Origin of the sequence: Alloprevotella sp. Lung230 (genome assembly GCF_014385435.1) — a bacterium.
GTDB lineage: Bacteria > Bacteroidota > Bacteroidia > Bacteroidales > Bacteroidaceae > Alloprevotella.
Genome location: NZ_JACSUD010000006.1, coordinates 94979 through 118047, shown reverse-complemented (window position 1 = coordinate 118047; position 23069 = coordinate 94979). Strand labels below are relative to the sequence as shown.

Annotated in this window: 16 protein-coding genes; 12 read left to right on the top strand and 4 right to left on the bottom strand. The window is 55.5% G+C overall.

The window, feature by feature from the left end:
• Positions 1-11 precede the first annotated feature (11 nt).
• The 11 genes from H8527_RS05325 to H8527_RS05275 all read left to right on the top strand — a co-directional run bounded on the left by H8527_RS05325 (position 12) and on the right by H8527_RS05275 (position 16040).
• Entirely contained in the window at positions 12-1205 is a 1194-nt protein-coding gene (locus H8527_RS05325) for a YncE family protein (RefSeq protein ID WP_187546248.1), read from the top strand.
• A 1201-nt stretch (positions 1206-2406) separates the two neighbouring features.
• A complete protein-coding gene (locus H8527_RS05320; RefSeq protein ID WP_187546246.1) occupies positions 2407-3663 on the top strand; it encodes a glycosyltransferase in 1257 nt (418 codons plus the stop codon).
• On the top strand, positions 3660-4445 hold the full coding sequence (locus H8527_RS05315; protein WP_187546244.1) for a glycosyltransferase family 2 protein: 786 nt from the start codon (positions 3660-3662) through the stop codon (positions 4443-4445). Before H8527_RS05320 ends, H8527_RS05315 begins: the two co-directional genes overlap by 4 nt.
• On the top strand, positions 4442-4927 hold the full coding sequence (locus H8527_RS05310) for a regulatory protein RecX (protein WP_187546242.1): 486 nt from the start codon (positions 4442-4444) through the stop codon (positions 4925-4927). Before H8527_RS05315 ends, H8527_RS05310 begins: the two co-directional genes overlap by 4 nt.
• Complete coding sequence (locus H8527_RS05305) at positions 4924-5886, top strand: lipopolysaccharide assembly protein LapB (protein ID WP_187546240.1); 963 nt, start codon at positions 4924-4926, stop codon at positions 5884-5886. Before H8527_RS05310 ends, H8527_RS05305 begins: the two co-directional genes overlap by 4 nt.
• Positions 5887-5929: 43 nt before the next feature.
• Positions 5930-7462, top strand: coding sequence for a glycoside hydrolase family 10 protein (locus H8527_RS05300; RefSeq protein WP_187546238.1), 1533 nt, complete (start codon positions 5930-5932; stop codon positions 7460-7462).
• Positions 7380-8228 carry a DUF3316 domain-containing protein gene (locus H8527_RS05295; protein ID WP_187546236.1) on the top strand — a complete coding sequence of 283 codons (849 nt, stop codon included), beginning with the start codon at positions 7380-7382 and terminating at the stop codon, positions 8226-8228. Before H8527_RS05300 ends, H8527_RS05295 begins: the two co-directional genes overlap by 83 nt.
• The gene (locus H8527_RS05290) at positions 8225-9262 is read left to right on the top strand and encodes a S41 family peptidase (protein ID WP_187546234.1); all 1038 of its coding nucleotides are present in this window, start codon (positions 8225-8227) and stop codon (positions 9260-9262) included. The genes H8527_RS05295 and H8527_RS05290 overlap by 4 nt, the downstream gene beginning before the upstream one ends.
• Before the next feature lie 60 nt (positions 9263-9322).
• Entirely contained in the window at positions 9323-13309 is a 3987-nt protein-coding gene (locus H8527_RS05285; RefSeq protein WP_187546232.1) for a glycoside hydrolase family 2 TIM barrel-domain containing protein, read from the top strand.
• A 307-nt stretch (positions 13310-13616) separates the two neighbouring features.
• Positions 13617-15020 (top strand): MFS transporter, encoded by a 1404-nt coding sequence (locus H8527_RS05280; protein ID WP_187546230.1) that lies wholly within the window; start codon positions 13617-13619, stop codon positions 15018-15020.
• Positions 15021-15071: 51 nt separating this feature from the next.
• The gene (locus tag H8527_RS05275; RefSeq protein ID WP_187546228.1) at positions 15072-16040 is read left to right on the top strand and encodes a glycoside hydrolase family 130 protein; all 969 of its coding nucleotides are present in this window, start codon (positions 15072-15074) and stop codon (positions 16038-16040) included.
• A 121-nt stretch (positions 16041-16161) separates the two neighbouring features.
• On the opposite strand, the gene H8527_RS05270 is transcribed toward H8527_RS05275, so the two are convergent.
• The 4 genes from H8527_RS05270 to H8527_RS05255 all read right to left on the bottom strand — a co-directional run bounded on the left by H8527_RS05270 (position 16162) and on the right by H8527_RS05255 (position 19864).
• Positions 16162-16521: a DUF2752 domain-containing protein gene (locus H8527_RS05270; RefSeq protein WP_187546226.1), complete on the bottom strand. Its 360-nt coding sequence runs from the start codon at positions 16519-16521 to the stop codon at positions 16162-16164.
• A 14-nt stretch (positions 16522-16535) separates the two neighbouring features.
• A complete protein-coding gene (locus H8527_RS05265) occupies positions 16536-17231 on the bottom strand; it encodes a hypothetical protein (RefSeq protein WP_187546224.1) in 696 nt (231 codons plus the stop codon).
• Between the two features lie 80 nt (positions 17232-17311).
• Positions 17312-18673, bottom strand: coding sequence for a histidine--tRNA ligase (hisS, locus tag H8527_RS05260; RefSeq protein ID WP_187546222.1), 1362 nt, complete (start codon positions 18671-18673; stop codon positions 17312-17314).
• 57 nt (positions 18674-18730) lie between these two features.
• Positions 18731-19864: an endonuclease/exonuclease/phosphatase family protein gene (locus H8527_RS05255; protein ID WP_187546221.1), complete on the bottom strand. Its 1134-nt coding sequence runs from the start codon at positions 19862-19864 to the stop codon at positions 18731-18733.
• A gap of 491 nt (positions 19865-20355) precedes the next feature.
• Here H8527_RS05255 and H8527_RS05250 point away from each other — a divergent pair, with 491 nt between their 5' ends.
• Complete coding sequence (locus tag H8527_RS05250; RefSeq protein WP_187546219.1) at positions 20356-23067, top strand: TonB-dependent receptor; 2712 nt, start codon at positions 20356-20358, stop codon at positions 23065-23067.
• Positions 23068-23069 lie beyond the last annotated feature (2 nt).

Here is a 23069-nt window from a genome sequence, read left to right as displayed (position 1 = left end):
TTATAGTCAAAATGAAACATTATTTCTTAGTCGCAGCCACGGCGCTGCTTGTGTTATCAGGTCTTTCCTCATGTAGTAAAGACACTCCAGATGTTCCTCCAACACCACCAGCAAAGTCCGAGGCAGGATTTGTGCATAGCGTGAATATTGGAGAGAACACATATATCAGTCTGTTCAAAGACTTGACAGCTGGTTCGCTCAATACGGACAATGCTTTGGTGTTTGCCAAGGGTGCATTTTCATTTGTGCATGGTGGCAAGGTATATGTGACTGACACGGAACACCTCTACAAGTACATCCCTAAGGATGGAATCCTTGTTCAAGAAGGAAACACCATGCTATTTCCAAGTGGTGCAAAGGCCACATACATCACATTCTTATCCGAGAAGAAAGCCTACGTTTCTTGTCTTGGATTAGGAAAGGTGTGGATTATAGATCCGTCCTCCATGACAAAAACAGGAGAAATAGATTTATCTGGCTATTCCTTGGGGAAGTTGGCTGGCGACAATAATCCTGAACCATGTGCTTCCATCATCAGAGACGGCATCTTATACGTGACGCTCTGCCAATTAAAGTCTGCCTACTCATGCGAGAAGGGGGCACATATAGCCTTAATAGATACCAAGACCGATAAGCCCATCAAAATGATTAGTGACCCTCGTGCTACAATGTCCTCCTCTATGACCCCTGCTGGGGACCCATTCGTGGACGAGAAGGGTGACATCTATTTCTATTGCGTAGCTATGTTTGGATACCAGCCTGGGGTCAAAGAAGGATTCTTGCGCATTAAGAAAGGGGAGCAAGACTTTGACAACTCATATTGCTTCACCCTTGCAGACGTAAACTTAGAAGGAGTAAAGGGGAACAGAACATCGTATGCTTATAATAAAGTGTATGGTGGAAACGGAAAGGTTTATGGATACCTTAACATTCCCGGAGCGACAAGCAATCCACCTGACTACGTTCATGACAAATCATTTCAAGCCTTTGAAATTAATCTATACAATAAGACTTGCAAGAAGATGAATTTTTCTGGAACTGTAGGCTGGGCCACATCCATCTGCAAGTCTGGCAATAATATCATCTTCGGCATGTCAACAGACCAAGGCATGGGCTACTCTGTCTATCATATGAATGATGGAAGCTATGAAAATGTAAAAGTAAAAACTTCTGGTGCTCCTTATATGTTGCATGAACTAAAATAGTTGTAATAAGTATTTTATGATGCCATTAGCCATGTCAAATCCCACGTCGGGATGAGATATGGCTAATCTATTTTAATACAAATGGCGTATAGGTCAAATTGCAGGCTGAGATACTGCGTAAAGTGTTGAATATGTTACCTTTGCACGAGATTCAAAATCTCAAAGTAAGGTATTATGAATAAGAGTAAATGCCCTTGTTGTGACTCAACACATACGAAGAAAAACGGAAAACGCAATGGAAAACAAGTCTATAAATGCTTAGATTGTGGCTATCAATTCCGTCGCAAGCAGCTACCTTGCGAAGAAGAAATTTGGAATATATACAAAGAGAATAAACAGACGATTTCTGAACTTTCAGATATGTTCAACGTCAGCGATTCAACCATTAAACCATTAAACGGATGCTGGCTCACGTGACAAAAGAATGGGTTCAACCCGATCTGTCAGGACGTAGTGGATACGTTCATCTTGACGCAACCTATTGGGGACATAATTGGGGAGTTCTCCTTGCTCTAGATGACGCTTCTGGATACCCTTTGTATGTCGATTTTATCAAGAGTGAAACCACTGCTGATGACTGAAATGCAGTGCGCAGTATAGAGGCTAGAGGTTATCTTATCAAAGGGCTAATCATTGACGGAAGGCAAGCACGTTTGTAGTAAGGCAAAGATTTGCGATCTTTGCTCTGAGGTTAGTTGTTTGTACATAGGCAATACAAAGATAATTAATCTTCCAGAGTTCTCAAAAGGGGACTCTTTTTTATGTATTGCCGGTATCGCTCTTCGGGGCTGCGCGCCCCGGCCGCGAGGCAAACTCGCGGTGTTTTTCATAGATTAGAACCTATGAAAAAACGAATGATTTGTTGCACTTCGATTTTGAAAGTATGCACCAACTTTGATGAAGTTACAGATAAAAAGATTGCAAGCATACAAAAGAAAATCAACAGTAGACCCAGGAAAAAATTAAAGTTTGAGACACCAAAAGCAGAGTTCTTCAAAAGAATAGCTTAATTTTGCACTTGCCGGTTGACTCTACGTTCTTCTCTCGCTTCGTGCGAATTGCGGTATTTTAGGGAGAGTTTTTTGGCCATATCGGTATTTCTTTCTAACTTCGTAGCCAAGATTACCCTAACGAAAGCCCTCGAAAGAGGGAGGAGAATCTCTCTCCGTTTTGATGGGCGTTTTTCACCTTCATTTTCTCCGTGCGCGTACTCATTGTCAACACCTCAGAGCAGAAAGGAGGAGCAGCGATTGCCGCCTCCCGCTTGATGCACGCCCTCCGCGCTGAGGGCGTGGAAGCACGTATGCTCGTGCGCGACACCGACCACCCTTCGGCACTCGTGCACCGAGTGCATGGGCACTGGAAGGGGCGCTTGCGCTTCCTTTGGGAGCGTGTGGTGATTTGGGCGGCCAACCGCTTCACGCGGCGCAATCTCTTCAAGGTGTCCATCGCCAACACCGGATTTGACATCACGCGCCTGCCCGAATTTCAAGAAGCCGACGTGGTGCATCTGCATTGGATCAACCAAGGATTTCTCTCGCTGCGCGACCTCCGCAAAATCCTCCTTTCGGGCAAGCGCGTGGTGTGGACGCTCCACGATATGTGGCCCGCCACTGCCATCTGCCACCACGCCTATGCCTGCGAAGCCTATCATGTGGCGTGTCACGACTGCCCCTTCCTCGCCGCCCCCGGACGCAACGACCTTTCGGCCCGCGTGTTTCGGCAGAAACAGCGCACCTATGGTGGTCTACACCCCAACCTGAGTGTGGTGGCCGTGAGCCGCTGGTTGGCCGAACGAATGAAAGAGAGTGCACTGCTCGGAGAGAAGCCCCGCGACATCATCCCCAACACCCTCTCGCTCGACAATTTCGACCTACTCGATCGCACCGAAAGCCGGCGCGAACTGGGCCTGGCCGACCGGCGCTATATCCTCCTATTCGGCGCTGCCCGCATCGACGACCCCATCAAGGGATTTGAATTTCTGCGGGCCGCCATCGAATGTCTGCTCCAACGTGGCGAATATCGCCGCGAAGAGTTGCACCTCCTTTTGTTCGGCCAAATCAAAGACGAACATTTGCTCGATGATTTCCCCATTTCCCATACCGAAATGGGCGTTGTGCGCGACACCCACCTCATCTCGCGCCTCTATTCGGCCGCCAATGTCACTGTGTCTACCTCACACTACGAAACATTTGGGCAGACGATGGTCGAAGCTCAAGCCTGCGGTTGCCTGCCCCTCTCGTTTGACGGCAGCGGACAGGCCGACATCATCGACCACAAGGAAAATGGCTATCTCGCTGCCCGGCTGGACATCGAAAACCTCACCGACGGACTGGAGTGGTGCTTGGGCGATGGGCAGTGCATCGACCGCCGCGACCTGCGCGAAGGGGTGTTGCAGCGCTATGCCCCATCGGCGATTGCCCGAAAATACATCGAAGTCTATACCCGCCAGCAATGATTAAAATCACGATTGCCACGGTGTGCTACAACGCTGCCCACCTACTGCCTGCCACCCTTTCGAGTGTGGCCGAGCAAGACTATCCCGCCGTGGAGCACCTCATTGTCGATGGGGCATCGACCGACGGCACAGCGACCTTGCTGGCCGACTATCAAGCCCAAACGGCTTCAACCGCCGCTCAACATCATGAGCGGGTGGTGCTGTCGGAACCGGACAAGGGGATTTACGATGCGATGAACAAAGCCCTGGGGCTTGCCACGGGGCAGTACATCCTCTTTCTCAATGCCGGTGACCGCTTGCACAGCGCCACCACCCTGCGACGCATCGTGGAGTCATTGCCGACCGAGGGGGAAACTTCCCTGCCGGCTGTGCTGTACGGCGATACGCATTTGGTCGATGAGGAAGGACATTTTTTGCGTCGCCGCCGCCTCTCTCCTCCCGAGAGGCTGCATTGGGAGTCGTTTTCCCAAGGTATGCTGGTATGTCATCAAGCCTTCTTTGCCCGCACCGATTTGGCGCAGCAGCACCGCTACGATCTCCGTTATCGCTTTTCGGCCGATTTTGATTGGTGCATCCGCATTCTGCGCGCTGCCGACGAAGCGTCCTTACCTCTGCACAACACCCATTTGGTCGTGGCCGATTACCTTTCGGAGGGCACGACCACCCGCCACCATAAGGCTTCGCTCCGCGAGCGGTTTACCATTATGTGCCGCCACTACGGCTTCTTTTCCACCCTGATGCTCCACGCTTGGTTTGTGGTGCGCGCCCTTGTACTCCGATGAAAATTACCGATAAAACTTCAGCGCTCAACTGGGCGACCACACGTTGCGCCCAGCGGGAATGCTGCCGCTACGATTTGGAGAAGAAACTCCGTGAAACCCCGCTCTCCCGCGAGGAGGTGGATGAGGTGCTCGACACCCTCGAAGACGAGCATTTCATCGATGCCGGCCGCTATGCGCGGGCGTTTGCACACGACAAACTGGAATATGACGGTTGGGGACGCCTCAAAATCAGTCAGGCGCTGCGACAGAAGAAGTTTTCTGCCGGTGTTGTAGAAGCCGCTTTGGCCGAGGTGATTGAAGAAGATCATTATTTGGAGGTTTTGCAACGCATCTTGTCGAGCAAACTCCGCACCCTCTCTTTCGATGCCGACGACCGCCGGGAAGCGCTCAAAGCCACTCAGAAACTGGTACGGTTTGCTGCCTCTCGCGGTTTCGAACCACACCTCATTTTCGACACGCTCCACCAGCTCCAAAGCCTATGAAATCCCTCCTCTTTCTGTTTCTGCTCTTCGGCAGTGTGCTGACGGGTGGTGCTCAGACGGTCATCGACCTCAACAAAGGCACCGTGGAGAGTGCCAAAGTGAGCCCTTCTCTCCATCCGAACCCTTTCAACAAAGCGCGCATCATGGAACGCGACAAAGCGATGGCGCAGGAAGACGCCCGCATCTACCGCGAATGTCTGCAAAGCGCTTTCCACTATCTTGCGCTGGACTCGCTGGGGAAAGCACAACGACAATTTGAAGAAGCGCTGCGCCTCCAACCCAAAGCCGCCGGCAACTACCTCATCCACGACCAACTGGGGCGCATCTTCTTCACGCGCAACCAGCCGAAAGATGCCGTGCGGGCTTTCTCCGAAGCGCTCCGCCTTCATCCCGAAGCCACCGAAACGCGCCGGTTGCGCGCCAACGCTTATAGTGCGATGAACCACTGGGAGCAGGTGGTGGAGGATTGCAGTACGGTGTTGGCACAAACTGCCCCAGCCGACACCGCACAGCGACATGAAATGCTCCTCTTGCGCACCGATGCCTACAAGCACCTGCAAGCCTACGACAAGGCAGAGGCTGACCTGCGCGCCATCCTCGCCTTTGCGCCCTACGATGTGCAAGCCCACCTGCTCACGGCCATCATGGAAGAGGAACAAGGGCGCATGGATGAAGCGATGTTGCGCCTCAGTATGCTCAAAGAGCGCCATCCTCGCCTCGTGCTCGCCCGCCTCCTGCACGCCCAAATGGCCATGGCCCAAAAAGACTACGATGTGGCGCTCAACGACTACAATGAAGCCTTGGAGATTACCCCCGACGATGGTACGCTCTATGTGCAGCGGGCAGCCCTCTACTTCGCCCTCGACCGCCCACATGCCGCCACAGCCGATCTCAACAAAGCCCGACAGCTCGGTTGCTCGGAAAGCGTCATCGCCTCGGCACGCCCTCACAAGAAGTAACCTGTTCGGTTCCTCCCCTCTCCCTCCCTCCCAACACAACACTATGATTCTTCGACTGCTCTACGCCCTGCTTCTGCTGTTCCCCCTCTGTGCGCCTGCACAATCGTTGCCCGAATCGTGGCCGCTGCAACCTGCTCAACGCGAATATCGCGCGGTGTGGTTCTGCACCTTTGGGGGGATGGACTGGCCGGGACGACGCTATGCCCAAACGGAATATAAGGCCGAAGTGCAACGCCAGGAACTCATCCGCACTTTCGACCGCTTGCAAGCCGCCGGCATCAACACCATTCTTTTCCAGACGCGCATCCGCTCCACCGTGGCCTATCCCTCGCAATACGAACCTTGGGATGGCGCTTTCTCCGGCACTCCCGGTGTTGCCCCTCCCTACGATGTGTTGCAGTTTGCCGTGGAGCAAGCCCATCTGCGCGGTATGGAACTCCATGCCTATATCGTGGCCTACCCCATTTGCAGCGTACCTCTTGCCAAGCAGTTGGGACGTCAAGCACTGCCGGTGCGCCGCCCCGACCTCTGCCAGAAGTGCGGCGACAAGTGGATGATGGACCCCGGCATCCCCGGTACCGCCCATTACATCGCAGGGTTGTGCCGAGAGATAGTGGAACGCTATGATGTCGATGGTATCCACCTCGACTACATCCGCTATCCCGAAAAGGAAATCGCCTTCAACGATGCCCGTACCTATGCCCGCTATGGAGGCGGCAAGCCCAAGTCCGAATGGCGACGTGACAACGTGACCCGCACGGTGCGCCTTATCCACGACACCATCAAGGCCGTGCGTCCCTGGGTGCGATTGACCTGCTCCCCCATCGGAAAGTATGCCGACCTGCCGCGTCAGACGTCCCGCGGATGGAATGCGCGCGATGCGGTGTCGCAAGATGCACAGTTGTGGTTGCGTGAGGGATGGATGGACGCCCTTTTCCCGATGATGTATTTCGATGGGGAGCACTTCTATCCTTTTGCACAGGATTGGCAGCAGAATGCCTCCGGCCGCCCCATCGTTCCCGGGCTGGGCATCTATTTCCTTTCGCCCAAAGAAGGCAACTGGAAACTGCCGAAGGTGGTGCGCCAACTCAATGTGTTGCGGCAGCAAGGCATCGGTGGACAGGCCTACTTCCGCAGTCGCTTTCTGCTTGACAACTGCGACGGCGTGTTGGACTTCGTGACCGACTTCTATCGCCAACCGGCACTCACTCCGCCGATGACGTGGCAGGACAGTATTCCGCCCGCTGCGCCGGTCTTCGCCACCCGAATTTACGGCAACACACTGCGCATCTGGTGGGATGCCGTGAAGGACGAAACGCCGGTGGTCTACAACATCTACCGCCTCGCCCCTCAGGGGCCGCAGCTCATCGCCCACCACCTGCGCACCACGCTCTACGACTATTCACCCTCGCTGCCGGCCCTGCTCCACGACCGATACGTCGTGGTGGCAATGGATGCTTATGGCAACGAGTCGCCCTTACCTCCCCTCACCGATGAAATCCGTCCTACTTACCCTCGCTTTGTGCCTCTGCCCGCTGCTTACGCTGCGAAGCCAAACCGCCACGCCCGAAGATAGCGTCGATGCCCCCCGCATCTCATGGCAGGGATTGAGCCACGATGCGACACGCACCACCCTCTTTGTCGGGATGGGGCGCAACCACCTTTACGATAGTTACCTCTCGCCGCTGGACTATTCGGGGCTGACCCTCGGAATCGGCAGCCTGAGCGAGCGCCAAAAACGTTGGGCGAAAGGGCGCATCACCTCCTTCTTCCGCTGGAACCTGAATGGCACACGAGCCAAGAAAGCGACCGGAGAGGGGCTGTTGTGGGATGCCGAGGGCGAACTGACCTACGGCCTCCACTACAACCGCCTGCCGGCGCCTGGTCTGAGGGTGGGCGTGGGTGGAGCGCTCGGGCTGCATGTGGGCGGCACCTACTCCACCCGCAACGGCAACAATCCTGCACAAGGGCGTGCCGCTCTCGAAGGAGCTATCACCGGTGTGGCCGACTATCACTTCCGTGCGCTGAAACAACGTTGGCAGTGGCGCACTCAGGTGGATGTGCCGGTGGCGGGGCTGATGTTCTCGCCGCAATACGGGCAGTCGTACTATGAAATCTTCGGACTCGGGCACTACGACCACAATCTCCGCTTGGCCCATCCTTTCAATGCGCCCTCTGTGCGCATCTTTTCCACCTTGTCGTTGCCCTTTGCCCATCGCCGCTTTGCCATCGGCTTGGACGCCAACATCCGCCAAAGCCACATCAACGGACTGAAACGACACGCCTGGAGCACGATGCTGGTGATTAGTTATACCCGAACGCTCAAATTCCTTGACCGATGAAACGCTTCTCCTCCTTTCTCTTGTGGATCTTCCTGCCTTGGGTGTCACTCACGTCCTGCATCACCTCTGAGGACTACAGCGCCACGCGTCGCGGCGATTTTGAGGCACTTTGGCACATCATCGACGAGCATTATTGCTTCTTCGACTACAAACAAAAAGAATATGGGCTGGACTGGAACGAGGTCTACAATCGCTATTCCGCCCAAATCAACGATACCCTCTCGCGCCGCGCCCTCTTCCAAATTTTGGGCAACATGTGCAACGAACTGCGCGATGGACACGTCAACCTTTGGAGCGCGGCCGACATCGTGCGCTATGCCGACTGGTACGAAGCCTATCCGACCAACTACAGTGACTCTTTGGAACGTATCACCCTCGGCCGCAGCCAGGACCATCGCCTCACCGGCACGATGAAGTACCGCATGCTGCGCAACAACATCGGCTACCTCCGTTGCCCCACCTTCGACACTACCATCGGCGAAGGCAACCTCCACGAAATCGTGGGCTACTTCGCCACGGCCGATGGGCTCATCATTGACATCCGAAGCAATGGCGGCGGCAAACTCACCACCGCGGCCGACCTCGCTTCGATATTTGTCAATAGCCCCACGATGGTGGGCTACATGACCCACAAGACGGGCAAAGGGCACAACGCGTTTGCTACTCCGCAAGCCATCACCCTCCGGCCTTCCAATAGTCTGCGCTGGCAGAAGCCCGTGGTCGTGCTCACCAATCGCCGGACTTACAGCGCTGCCAATACCTTTGCGCTCTACTTGAAAAGCCTGCCCAACGTCACTCTCATCGGCGACCGCACAGGCGGCGGCTCGGGGATGCCGTTCAGCAGCGAACTGCCCGGCGGTTGGGGTGTGCGCTTCTCGGCTGCCCCTCTCCTCGGCCGCAACATGGAGCACACCGAATTTGGCATCGACCCCGATGTGAAAGTCAGTATCACCTCGGCCGACTACCGGCGCGGCGTCGACACCATCCTTGAGCGCGCCATCGACCACTTGGCCGCCAAGGCCGGTCGTCCATAAAGTCACTTCCCCCACGAAATCCTCTTTTTCATCACTCCTTATTTTTACCCTCATCAGCTCATGAGAACGCTCAAATTGCTCTTTCTCTGCGCCCTGATTGCCGTGTTGGCCCTGCCGCTCAGTGCCAACACCCGTCAGCGCGTGGGGATACTCTATCACATCGTGGTCGATGGCAAAGCCTTAGACCACCAAGACAACACCGTCCGGCTTTCGGCCCTCGACCCCGAACGTCGCGAACAGTATTGGCAGTTGGAAAACCTCTCCGGCTCCTACCGCCTCATCAACCCTTTCACCCAAAAAGCCTTGCGCCACAACGGCAACGCAGTGGAAATGGGTGAAATCAATGGTTCGGACGAAAATCAGCTTTGGCGATTGGAAAACGCTCCCTCCGGAACATCCTTCCTCATCCCTGCCAACCGCACCACAATGGCGCTCAATGCTGTGGGCGGCACCCTTGTTGTGGCCGAAAAGGGAAAGGTGGAAAAGAATAAGACCGCTCACTTTGACAAGCAATATGCCGAGCGGCAGGGCTTCAACGAAGCCCAAATCTTCCGCATCCACACGTTTGGCGATAACGACCGCGTGCTGGGCAATGCCAACTCCTTTGAGAACGGTGCCCAAATCGTGGCTGAAAAGACCGATGTCAACAGCCGTGGGCAGTATTGGAACATTCGTATGCTCGACCTCCGTCGGCGCATGGTGAGTAACGCCTTTTTCAACCAATTTTTCGATGATGGCGGCAACAATGCTTCCATCACGCACCTCATCCAGTGGCAGGCCAACTTGCGCAACCCCGGCAATGCACAGTTTGAGGTGCTCACCGTGCCCAGACAAGAAGACGTGTTCGTTTTTGTTTCCCATCAGAAGAAGAACACGATGTTCGTCCTCGATGGCGATCGTCTGAAATTGGTGCCTCTGAACCTTGCCGACAAGCGGGCTTGGATGTGGCTGGAACCTGTCGAAAAACCGCAAATCAAATCTGATTGGTGGGAGGATGAAACCGTCTTTGCCATCAACAAAGAGCCGGGACACGCCACCTACACCCCCTATGCCACCGAGCGTGAGATGCTCGCCGACCGCGACTTCTACGCCACCCCCTGGACCGAACCGAAGAGTTCGTGCGTGCTTTCGCTCAACGGAGAATGGCGCTTCAAATTGGTGAGCGAACCCTCGCAGCGCCCCCTCGACTTCTTCCAAAACGGATACGACGACACCGCCTGGGATCGCATCCCCGTCCCCTCCAACTGGGAGATGCTAGGCTACGACAAACCCATCTACTGCAATGTCGAATACCCCCACGGCAACACACCGCCCTTCATTACCGCCCGACCCGGATTTAACGACAACGGCGCCAACTACGGCATCAATCCCGTCGGTTCCTACACCCGTACTTTCTCCGTTCCTGCCGATTGGCTTGCTCGCCGCACCATCCTCCACTTCGGGGGCATCTATTCTGCCGCCATCGTCTGGGTCAACGGTCAACAAGTGGGCTATACTCAGGGCGCCAACAACGACCACGAGTTCGACATCAGCAAATATCTCCGCCCTGGTGAAAACCGCCTCGCGGTGCAGGTGTTCCGCTGGAGCGACGGTTCCTACCTCGAATGCCAAGACATGTTCCGCATGAGTGGCATCTATCGCGACGTCGTCCTCTACAACGTCCCCAAGGTGGGCGTCCGTGACCACGTCCTCACCAACGAGATGCGCAACCACTATAAGGATGCTGTGCTGAAGGTGCAACTGGCTTTCAGCAACCCCACCCTCCATGCCGAAAAGAAGGAAATCAGCGTTGCGCTCTACAATCCTGCCGGCAAACTCGTGGGTGAAGATAAAATTCAAGCCGTGGCTGTGGCCAATGCTCAAACGGAAGCCGGTCTTTCCTTGGCCGTACCCGCTGCGCTGCCTTGGACGGCCGAAACGCCCAACCTCTACACCGTCCGTTTCATCCAGCGCGACGAACAGGGCCGCGAGGAGATGGCGTGGAGTACTAAGTGGGGCTTCCGCGACATCCAAATCAAGAACTCCCTCGTCTACATCAACGGCCAAAAGGTGCTCTTCAAGGGCGTCAACCGCCACGACACCGACCCCGAGCGCGGACGCGCCGTTACCAACGAAACGATGCTCCGCGATGTCCTCTTGATGAAGCAAAATAACATCAACACCATCCGCACCGCCCACTATCCCAACGCCGCACGGATGTATGCCATGTTCGACCACTACGGCCTCTACACCGTTGATGAGGCCGACCTCGAAGACCACGCCAACCAGTCTATCTCCGATATGCCGTCGTGGATTCCGGCTTTTGTTGATCGCATCAACCGTCAGATTACCCGCGACCGCAACCACCCCTCCGTTATCATTTGGAGTTTGGGCAACGAGGCCGGAAACGGCGAAAACTTCCGCCAGTGCTACGACGAGGCTGCACGTCTCGACCCCACGCGCCCCATCCACTACGAGGGCACCCGCATCAACCACAGTTACGGCGGCGAGCGATTCTCCGACTTCTACTCCAAGATGTACCCCGACATGAATTGGATGAACGCCCACACCTCCAACCTCGACAAACCGATGTTTGTGTGTGAATACGCCCACGCTATGGGCAACGCCATCGGCAACCTCAAGCAGTATTGGGAGGTCATCGAAAACTCTAACTCCTGCATCGGCGGCTGCATCTGGGACTGGGTAGACCAAGCCATCTACGACCCGCAGGAACTCAAGCAGGGCATCCGACGCCTTCACACCGGCTACGACTATCCCGGCCCGCACCAAGGCAACTTCTGCTCCAACGGCATCCTCCCCGCCACCCGCCACGAGAGTGCCAAGCTCGCCGAAGTCAAAGCCGCCCACGCCTTTGTCAAGCTCTCCTACTACGGCCATACCGATGAGGGAAAGGCCGGCATCACCGCCCTCGTCCGCGTCAAAAACGGATTTGCCTTCACTTCCCTCGGCGGTTTCGACCTCCGCTGGGAGCTCCTCCGCAACGGCAAAGTCGTCCTCTCCAAGCGCCTGGCCCTGCCCAATCTCCTGCCCGGGCAGGACGACATGCTCCGCCTCCGCATCGCTCGGAAGGAGCTGGACAAGGCCGAAAAGACGGGCGAAGAACTTCTCCTCAACCTCTATGCCGAGCGCCGCGCCGCCACCGTGTGGAGCGCGCCCCACCACGTAGAGAGCATGGCGCAGAAGGTGCTGGTGGAACGCGCCCCCCTCGCCCCCCTCGCCGCCCAAGGTGAAACCCTCGCCGAGCAGCGTACCGACAGCCTCCTCACTCTCACCTCGCCCCACCTCACCGCCCGCTTCGACACCCGTACCGCCCGCCTCACCGCCCTCACCCTCGACGGCCGCGAAGTGCTGGGCAAAGGGCTCGACCTCGACTTCACCAACTTCCGCTTCATCGAAAACGATCGCAACGTCAAGCGCACCAACGGCATGGAAGCCACCGGAACGATTAGCGTGAGCCGCTCGGCCGGCGCAGCCATCGTCACCACCGAGCGCAAAGGCGCCCTCTGCGACCTGCGCCTCACCTACACCCTCTATCCCCAGGGCGTGGTTGACATCGCGGCCGAGTTCACCCCCAAGAGTGCCGGCCTGCGCCGCACCGGTCTGCAAGTGGGCCTCAACGCCGACCTCGACCACATCGACTACTATGCCCACGGCCCGCTCGAAAACCACAACGACCGCCTCGACGGCGAACTCTTAGGCCGCTACTCCATGACGCCCGAGTCTTCTATGGAGCGCTACATCAAGCCGCAGAGTACCGGCAATCGCGAAGGACTGCGCGAAGTTACCTTCACCGACACCAAGGGCCGCGGCCTGCGCGTGATCACGGAAGGCACGGTAAGCTTCACCGCCATCCCCTACCTCGATGAAGACCTCGCTGACGCCCAACACACGTGGGAACTCCACCGCCGTCCCTACACCGTGCTCCACTTCGATGCCGCCCACCGCGGCGTGGGCAATGCCTCCTGCGGCGGTGTGGACACCCTCCCTGAGTTTGGTGTCCCCGCGGCTCCGCAACACTTCAAGCTCCGCCTCTCTGCCGTCCGGTAAGGCGCGGTGCTCTCCTCCAGGGGTCTTCCCACCTCATATCGTCGGTGCAGAATGTTTCTGCACCGACTTTTTTGTCCTCATCCGTGAGTGCTCCCGTTTTCATTCGGTGAAAATCCGATTTTCAGCCGTATGGAACTCTGGTTTATGACGTCATAAACTCATCGACCGCAGGGCAGCACACCCTGTCATCGGGGGCGGTGTGCTCGAGTGCAGGGGCAATTTCAGGGGGAATAGATTGTCCATTTGCGCTTTTTGTGCTACCTTTGCAAGGCTAATAAAGCATATAACCCTTAAATCCATGCAAACCATGGCTTCAATCAAAGAAAAAATCGGATATGGTCTGGGAGATATGTCCTCGTCCATGTTTTGGAAAGTCTTTTCAGCCTACCTCCCCTTCTTTTATACCAACGTCTTCGGCCTCAGTTTGACGGCCACTTCCACCCTTGTGCTGGTGGCGCGCATTTGGGACGCCGTGAGCGACCCGATGATGGGCGTACTGGCCGACCGCACGCAAACCCGCTGGGGTAAGTATCGCCCCTATCTGCTTTGGATGGCTGCTCCTTTTGCCATCGCCGGTGTATTGCTCTTCACCACCCCCGATGCGAGCGAAACGGTCAAAACCATTTGGGCTTACGTGACCTATCTGCTCATGATGACCGTCTACACGGCCATCAACGTGCCTTATGGTTCGATGCTCGGTGTGATGACGGCCGACTCCGACGAGAAAACCATCTTTTCCTCCTATCGTATGTTCTTTGCCTACGGTGGTTCGTTCATCGTATTGGCCGGCTGGGAACCGCTTTGCCGCTACTTCAACGCCCGACAGGGATTGGCGCTTGAAGCGAGCAACTCCAACAGTTGGCAGTGGGCAATGATGGTGGTGGGTGCTGCCTGCTTCGCCCTTTTCCTCCTCACTTTCGCCTTGACGCGCGAACGGTTGCGTACCGTGCCCAACGTGTCGATTGGCAGCGACTTCCGCGCCCTGCTTCGCAACCGCCCTTGGTGGATTTTGTTGGGCGGCGTCATCTCTTTCAACTTCCTCAATGCCATCCGCTACACCGTCATTCCCTTCTTCTTCGCTTCGGTGGTGAGCCGTGAAGCGCATCTCTCCCTCTTCTCGTGGGAAGTGCTTTTCTATGCCGGCCTCTTCCTCTCCGTAGGCGAAGTGGCCAATATGGTGGGTGTAGCCCTCGCCTCACCTCTCTCCATGGCCGTGGGCAAGAAGCCTACTTTCCTCTTCGCCCTCGTGGGTGTGATGTTGTCGAGCGCTGCTTTCTATTTCCTTTCGGCCGAAGCCTATCTGCCGATGCTCCTCCTGCAAATCGTCTTCTGCATACTCACCGGTGTCATCTCGCCGCTGATGTGGAGCATGTATGCCGACATTTCCGACTATGCAGAACTGCGTTTCCGTACGGCCTCCACAGGACTGATTTTCTCCTCCTCCTCGATGGCGCAGAAGTTTGGCGCTGCCTTTGGTACGGCCGGTGTGACGGCTATGCTGGCTTGGGTGGGCTACAACACGCAGGCTGATGCCGTGCAAACCACAGCCGCCATCGACGGCATCCGTTGGCTCATGAGTTTCGCTCCTGCCTTCATTGCCGTGGTGAGCTTTGTCTTCATTGCCTGCTACCCGCTCGGCAAGAAGCGTATGGCCGAAATCAATCGTGAACTCAACGAACTCCGCGCCCAAGCCGGTGTGATTGAAAACTAACCCTTTCTCTTCGTCTATCTCATTAACTTCATAAACCCCTCTTTTCGGCCTATGCAACCCATTCCTTGGCAAGAACGCCCCGCAGGCTGCACCGACGTGGTGTGGCGCTACAGCGAAAATCCCATCATCGACCGCTATGCCATCCCTTCGAGCAACTCCATCTTCAACTCCGCTGTGGTGCGCTACGGCGAGGGATTTGCCGGCGTGTTCCGCTGTGACAACCGCAGTGTGCAGATGAACATTTTTGCCGGTTTCTCTCCTGATGGCATCCACTGGAGCATCAACCACGAGCCCATTCACTTCCAAGCCGCTCCCGGCACTGACCCCGCCGTGGCCGAACATCTCTACAAGTACGACCCACGCGTGGTGTGGATTGACGACCGCTATTGGATTACTTGGTGCAACGGCTTCGGCGGTAGTCCCACCATCGGTGTCGGCTACACGTTCGACTTTAAGGAGTTCTTCCAATGCGAAAACGCCTTCCTGCCCTTCAATCGCAACGGCGTGCTCTTCCCCGAAAAAATCAAGGGACGTTATGCCATGCTCTCCCGCCCCTCCGACAGCGGCCACACACCCTTCGGCGATATTTGGTTGAGCTATTCGCCCGACATGGATTTTTGGGGACACCATCGCCTTGTGATGCGTCCCACTCCTTTCCCCGACAGCGCCTGGCAGTGCACCAAGACAGGAGCTGGCCCTGTGCCCATTCGCACGGAAGAGGGTTGGTTGCTCTTCTATCATGGTGTCATCACCACGTGCAACGGTTTCCGCTACTCGATGGGAGCGGCACTCCTCGACCTTAACGACCCCTCTAAGGTGCTCCGCCGCTCGATGGATTACCTCTTGGCTCCTGCTGCTCCCTACGAACTTATGGGAGACGTACCCAACGTGGTTTTCCCCTGCGCCACTCTGGTGGAGGGCGACCGCTGCGCCATCTACTACGGCGCGGCCGACACCGTCACCGCCCTTGCGTTCTGCCACATCTCGGAAGTCCTCGCTTTCTTGAAGACACAGCCTTGACATCTTCTTGTGGGTGGCCCGCTCCTCTTTATATAGCCCGAGCTGCTTATACAACTGGACCACTGATATAGGACTGAGCCGCACTCTCTATCTTGCGATAGGGAGTGCGGCTTGTGTTGACTCACCAACCATAGACATTGCGGACCATCCACCAGGCGAGGGTGAGCAGGCCGTAAAGCACGAGGGCCGAACGCGAGGTGAGCCGCTGATGGAGGGGACGAAGACGGGGCACACGTGCGGCCAGTAGCAGGAAGAGCCAGTAGGGGAGCGCAACGGCGAGGAAAGGGTTGTGCCCGACGGCTTCGACGAAGCGGCCGTTGAGCAGCGCGTGCAGTCCGCGTTGCGCCCCACAACTCGGGCAGGCATAGCCCGTGAGGCGATGAAACGGACATTGAATCAGCCAAAATTTTGAGCGGGGATCGACGGCGTAATACAAAATTCCCGCCGCCACAAGGGCAGCGGGAAATAGGAGGGAACGCAACGAAGGTTTGCGCATTAGTACATCTTTTGATAGTCGAAGGAGGAAGGAGTACCTTCGTTCCGATCGTGGAAGAAAATGTAGAGGCTGGTGATGGCAAACTTGGCAATAATCGCCGTAAAGCAGACGCCGATGCAGCAAATCAGCAAACCGGCCAATACGATGACCGCCAACACGATGAAGAGACCAAACAAAGAAAGCACTTGTCCCTTGGTGACGCGCCAAGAAAAACTAATGGCTTCGGAAAGACCGGATTCGGGGTGGTCGATAATATAAGTGGACGCCTGAGAAAGGCGTGCACCGAAGAAGATGCCGGGAATGATGAAAAAAATCATGCCAACCCCGACAATGAGGCTGTAGAGGATTTGCCAAACGATATATTTCAAATAGACGGAAAGCGGCAGGTTGAAATCGGAGAATGCGATGTTTTCGTTAGCGCCACGGGTCATACGCAACAGGGCGTGTACCAGACCTACTGAGAAAACAGACATAACAAGGAAGTTCAAGGAAGAACCGAAGTAGTAGGTGGGGGTTAAGACGAGGGGTTGAGAGTGGCCGCTCATGGCAGCTTCCCAATAGCCCGAAGGGTAGAAGGGAAGTACAAACAAGTTGCTGACAATGTAGGCTACGAACAGATAGACTGCAAGGAGGATTCCGTGACGTTTGGCCAACTGCCAAGCATTGTCCAGAAGATCGCCGATAGAAAAGTTCATAGGTCAAAAGGATTTAGTGAGGAAAGCCCTCAGTTAGAAAAATAAGAATTTCAGGAGGTGGAAGAAGGCATAATCCCTGCTTAACCTTTAATACGTGCAATGACTTCGTCAAGGGTGCAGGTGGATTGTTCGCCCGTTGTCATATTTTTCAAGGCAATGGTGCCGGCCGCCATTTCGCTTTCGCCGACGAGCGCGACAAAGGGGATGTTGCGGGTGTTGGCATAGTTCATTTGCTTCTTCATCTTGGCGGCATCGGGGAAGACTTCGGTTGAGATGCCGGCAGCACGTGTCTGTCGCGCCATACGGAGGCAGCACGCGGCTTCGGCTTCACCAAAGTTGATGAAGAGCAGATCGACGCCGGAAGCGGTGTCGGCAGGATAGAGTTCGAGTTGATTGAGCACGTCGTAGATGCGGTCGGCACCGAAAGAGATACCTACACCCGAAAGTCCCGGCAGCCCGAAGATGCCGGTGAGGTTGTCGTAGCGGCCACCGCCGGTGATGCTGCCGATTTCGACATCCAGCGCTTTGACTTCAAAGATGCAGCCGGTGTAGTAGTTCAAACCGCGCGCCAGTGTCAGGTCGAGTTCGATGACGTTCGTGAGGTCGTCGCCCAAGCAATTGAGCACAAACTCCACTTCCTCGCAGCCTTTCAATCCCACTTCGCTGGAAGCGAGCACTTGGCGCATGGTGTTGAGTTTGTCGGCATTGGAGCCCGAGAGGGCAATGATGGGCTGGAGCGTTTGGATTTGTTCGGGAGAGAGTCCGCCGGCCGCCAATTCTTCATTCACCTTGTCAAGGCCGATTTTGTCGAGTTTATCAATGGCTACGGTGATGTCGACAATTTTGTCGGCGGCACCGATGACCTCAGCAATCCCGGTGAGAATTTTGCGATTATTGATTTTGATGGCCACACGGATGCCGAATCGGGTGAACACCTCATCGACAATCTGCATCAGTTCCACTTCGTTGAGCAACGAATCGCTACCCACGACATCGGCATCACATTGATAGAACTCGCGATAGCGGCCTTTCTGTGGGCGGTCGGCACGCCAAACGGGTTGAATCTGATAGCGTTTGAAAGGCATCTGCAATTCCTCGCGGTGCTGCACGACATAGCGGGCAAACGGAACGGTGAGGTCGTAGCGCAGTCCTTTCTCGCAAAACTTGGCCGCAAGGGCCGCCGCAGAGGCTTCTTCATAATCTGCCGTGCTGACGGAACGGGTAAAGTCGCCGCTGTTGAGGATTTTGAAAAGGAGTTTGTCGCCCTCCTCTCCATATTTTCCCATCAGGGTGGAGAGGTTTTCCATTGCGGGGGTTTCAATCTGGCTGAAACCATAGAGGCGGTAGACACTTCGGATGGTGTCGAAAATATAGTTGCGGCGCGCCATTTCGAGCGAACCGAAATCGCGTGTGCCTTTGGGTATGCTGGGCTTTTGTGCCATGGGTTTGAAAGAGAGAGTAGGAGTTAGAGAGAGTAGGGCAGGGCAACTGACCCGAAATTACTTGGCCTCTTTGATGAGGAAGAGTTGCGTGGGCAGGTGGTCGGAGTAGCCGTTGAGCCAAGTTCCGCCGGCTGTGGTGCGCTTGGGAGCGCCCTTGTAGCGTCCTTCGGTTTGGAAGAGATAGTCGCGTGTGAAGACAGCGTGGGTGTAGTAGTGCAGGCGGTCTTTGGGCGTGTGGAAAAGGTTGCCCGTGAAGATGATTTGGTCGAAGAGGTTCCACTTGCCATTGTAGTAGAGCGTGCCGGTGCCCTTGTTGTAGAGCATGTCATACCAAGGGTCGAAGAAGTCGGTGGGCGCGCAGTCTTTGGCTTCCGTTTTGGCGGCGAGCGCCTCGGGGGCGGTGACGGAGGCGTCACCGGGGTCGTCGTTGAGGTCGCCCATCATGATGATTTTGGCATCGGGGTCTTGGCGTTGGAGCGACTCTTTGAGACGGCGCACCTGATAGCCGGCACGCTCACGCGTTGCACTTTGTGCGCCACGCGAAGGCCAGTGATTGACGATGAAGTGGAACTTCTCGCCGCCCAAGCGTCCCGAAACGGTGAGGAAACCGCGGGTGATGTAGGTGGTGTCGCCCACGAGTTTGCCGCGTTCGTAGGGGTAGGGCTGTACCTGTCCTTGTGCATCGGTGTAGAACCCAAGGTCCACATTGGGCTGGTTGGTGTCGCGGTAGATGTAGGGGACGAGCATCGTACGCTCCAATTTGAACGCCTTCGGGTTGTAGAGCAGGGCGCAGTCCACGCCGCGGCGGTCGGGCCCGTCGATGTGCACAATCTCGTAGCCGCGAGCGCTGAGAGAGGGTTGCCGAAGGAGGTCATCGAGGACGTGGCGGTTTTCAACCTCTGAAAGACCGATGACGGCTGCACCGGCCGGATTTTTAGCTTTGCCCACTTCTGTGCAAAGCTCGCTGAGCACCTGCGAGATGTTTTGGAGTTTGGCTTGATACTTCTGTTCTGTCCACTTATAGGAACCAGTGGGCAGGAACTCGTAGTCGTTTCGTCCGGCGTCGTGGGTGGTGTCGAAGAGATTTTCCACGTTGTAGAAGGCGATGCCGTAGAGCACTTTTTTCTGAGCACCCACTCCTCCGAAGATAGTCAGAAAGAGGAGGAGGGTGAGGGTTAGGTGTCGTTTCATAAGATAATTGAGGTGATAAATTTCGGGCAAAAGTACTCAAGAAAATCGAAATAGCCGACTTTTTAGGGGGTTATCTTTCTAAAATGCCAATGAATAATTAAAAAAATGAGGAGGAAAAGCGAAAAAAGCTGAGAAAGAGGGGCGGAATGTTATTTTATTTCCTATTTTTGCGGTCGTAAAAACGTTGTAGAAATAAGTAGGTGTTCGAAATTAATTGATACTCTATTTGTTTCCATTTTTCGTCAACTTATCTTTGCGAAGAAGGAAGGAGTGTAGCGAGCTACACGACTGATGAACAAAGGCGAGATGGCGGAAAAGGGAGACAAAGGGAGGCAAAGAGGGTATCAAAGTTGAGAACATCCTACGGTTAAGTGACTACGATTAATTTTGAAGACCTACTTATGATGTCTATGTCCTTCGGTAGTCGCGCTTGCAGAGCAAACGTGCGCTTCGGCATAGGCTTCAATCCTAACATTCCTCGATATACATTTATGAAAAAAGGAGTATCTGTGTTGGCCACCCTGTGGTGCTTGGCGGGTGCCACCGCTTTGGCGCAAGTGCATACGGCCGACACCTTAAAACTTCAAGACGACAACGCCGACTTTACCTTCTCGGAGTCGCAACTCGATGAGGACCTCGACGCTTCGCAAGCCGTGGCATCGGTGCAGGCGAAAAACGATCCCTTCCTCAACAGCGTCGGATTTCGCTTTAGCCCGATGCGCTTCCGCGTGCGTGCGTTGGACAACATGTACAACCAAACCTACATGAACGGACTGCGCCTCAACGACTTGGAACTGGGACGCTTCAACTACTCTTCTTTGGGAGGACTGAACGATGCCACGCGCAACAAAGAAGGGGTGGACGCCTACGACTACAACCGTTTCGGACTCGTGGGCATGGGCGGAGGCCAAAGCCTGAACACTCGCGCTTCGCAATTTGCCATGGGCAACAAACTCACGCTCTCCGGTACCAACCGCAACTACTATCTTCGCGGCATGTACACCTTTGCCACGGGGCTGCTCTCCAACGGATGGGCATTTGCCGGAAGTGTGGGCTATCGTGGCGCCACAGAAGGCGTGATTGAAGGCACGTTCTACAACTCTGCCGCTTATTTCCTCGCTGCCGAAAAGCGCTTCGGCATGAACCATGCGCTTTCGCTCGTAACCTACGGCGCTCCCACCGAGCGTGCTCAACAAGGGGCATCGACCGAGGAAGTCTATTGGCTCGCCAATTCCCACTACTACAATCCCAACTGGGGCTATCAAAACGGCAAGAAACGCAATTCGCGCGTCGTGGAGAGCTTTTCACCCACGACCATCTTGACTTGGGATTGGGAGAACGACAAGCACACGTCAAAACTGACCACCAACCTGGGCTTTGTCTACAATCGCTACAGCGGTACGGCTTTGGGCTGGAACGGCAATGCCTATGACCCTCGTCCGGACTACTACAAAAATCTACCATCGGGTGTGGGTGACGTCTGGGATTCTCGGTCGGACCACTACGTGGGCAAAGAAGGTTTCCTCCGCGACCAGTGGAACAGCCTCTATGACTATTGGACGGCCGACAAAGCCCATCGGCAAATCAACTGGGATCGGATGTACTTCATCAACCGCCAAAATGAAGCCAATGGCGGCGATGCCCTCTACTACCAAGAACGCCGCCACAACGACCAAACGGTGTGGATGTTCTCCACCACCTGGAACCAGACGTTCAATCAGCATCACAAAATCGCCATCGGTGCTTATGCCAACCACACGCATGGCATGCACTACAAGACGATGGCCGACCTGCTGGGCGGCACTCGCTACATCGACATCGACAAGTTTGCCATCAAGGACTATGGTCCCAACAGCGTGGAGGCACAAAACGACTTGCGCCATCCCAACCGGAAAATCAACAAGGGCGATCGTTTCGGCTACGACTACAACATCGATGTGAACAAAGCCGAAATGTGGAGCAACTACCAGTACACCGGTGCTTACGCTCAGTTGGTGCTGGCCGGACATGTCGATGGCACGACTATGGAGCGCAACGGCTTGATGGAAAACGGCCGCTACCAAAACAACAGCTATGGCAAGAGCGGGGCAGCGAAGTTCTTGGGGGGCGGCGGAAAGGCCACGGTCGCTTTCACCCCCACTCGCAACCACCGCTTGGCGCTCAGCCTCGGCCTCTCCTCGCAGGCACCCTTGTCGCGCAACGCCTTCGTGGCCGCACGGGCACAAAATAATTTTGTCGACAACCTTACCAACGAAGACATCTTCTCCGCCGACTTGAACTATGCTTTCCGCATAGGTCCTGTGGTGGGTAAGGTGAGCGGCTACTATCTGGCCTTCTACAACCAGGTGGAGCAAACGGCCTTCTACAACGACCAGCAGTCTACCTTCACCTACCTCACGATGAGCGGTATCGACAAGGTGCACTATGGGCTCGAAGCTGCGATCGACTGGCAGTTGACCACCAACTTCTCACTCAACGCCATCGCCTCGATAGGCAATGCCGAGTACGACAACAACCCCTATGCACAGGTGAGCTACGAGGGAATGAATGCCGCCGAACTGGCGAAACTCAACACCGTGGCCAACCCGGTAACGAAAGCCCCGATGCCGATGCGCGTCATCGCCAAAGGTATGAAAGAAGATTCTACTCCTCTTACCGCCCTCTCTTTCGGGGCGAAATACAGCATCAAGGGGTGGTTCTTTGAAGCCTCGGCCAACTACTATGACCGGGTTTATGTCGGTTTCTCTCCCTATCGCCGCCTCAACAGCACCTACGCCACCGATGGGCACTTCTATCTGCCCACCTCTGTGAACGCGCAGGGACAGGCCGTCTACGATGTCAAGGAGTCCGAACTGAAAACCAATGGCGGTGTGCTCTTCGCAGCCGACGGACGTGAAGTCAAAAGTTATGCAGCTCAGCAAGAGAAGTTCAAGGGCGGTGTGATGATCGATGCTTCGATAGGCCGCTACATCCGCTTGCGCAGAGGCAAGAGTCTGAGCATCAACTTCTCTGTGCAGAACCTGACGAACAACCGTAATCTGCGCACGGGAGGGTACGAACAAAACCGCTCCGACTTCTACTACAAAGAGAGCGGCGGCACCTACTCCCGCAGCGAAGGAAAGGCTTACAAGTTTTCGAAAAACTCGAAGTACTACTATGCCAACGCCCTCAACTTCTTCCTCAACCTCGGTTTCAAGTTTTAATC

Bases quoted from the DNA above. Each gene is read 5' to 3' on its own strand.
- H8527_RS05325 (WP_187546248.1), top strand. From the start codon at position 12: ATGAAACATTATTTCTTAGTCGCAGCCACGGCGCTGCTTGTGTTATCA.
- H8527_RS05315 (WP_187546244.1), top strand. From the start codon at position 3,660: ATGATTAAAATCACGATTGCCACGGTGTGCTACAACGCTGCCCACCTA.
- H8527_RS05310 (WP_187546242.1), top strand. From the start codon at position 4,442: ATGAAAATTACCGATAAAACTTCAGCGCTCAACTGGGCGACCACACGT.
- H8527_RS05305 (WP_187546240.1), top strand. From the start codon at position 4,924: ATGAAATCCCTCCTCTTTCTGTTTCTGCTCTTCGGCAGTGTGCTGACG.
- H8527_RS05300 (WP_187546238.1), top strand. From the start codon at position 5,930: ATGATTCTTCGACTGCTCTACGCCCTGCTTCTGCTGTTCCCCCTCTGT.
- H8527_RS05295 (WP_187546236.1), top strand. From the start codon at position 7,380: ATGAAATCCGTCCTACTTACCCTCGCTTTGTGCCTCTGCCCGCTGCTT.
- H8527_RS05290 (WP_187546234.1), top strand. From the start codon at position 8,225: ATGAAACGCTTCTCCTCCTTTCTCTTGTGGATCTTCCTGCCTTGGGTG.
- H8527_RS05285 (WP_187546232.1), top strand. From the start codon at position 9,323: ATGAGAACGCTCAAATTGCTCTTTCTCTGCGCCCTGATTGCCGTGTTG.
- H8527_RS05280 (WP_187546230.1), top strand. From the start codon at position 13,617: ATGGCTTCAATCAAAGAAAAAATCGGATATGGTCTGGGAGATATGTCC.
- H8527_RS05275 (WP_187546228.1), top strand. From the start codon at position 15,072: ATGCAACCCATTCCTTGGCAAGAACGCCCCGCAGGCTGCACCGACGTG.
- H8527_RS05265 (WP_187546224.1), bottom strand. From the start codon at position 17,231: ATGAACTTTTCTATCGGCGATCTTCTGGACAATGCTTGGCAGTTGGCC.
- hisS (WP_187546222.1), bottom strand. From the start codon at position 18,673: ATGGCACAAAAGCCCAGCATACCCAAAGGCACACGCGATTTCGGTTCG.
- H8527_RS05255 (WP_187546221.1), bottom strand. From the start codon at position 19,864: ATGAAACGACACCTAACCCTCACCCTCCTCCTCTTTCTGACTATCTTC.
- H8527_RS05250 (WP_187546219.1), top strand. From the start codon at position 20,356: ATGAAAAAAGGAGTATCTGTGTTGGCCACCCTGTGGTGCTTGGCGGGT.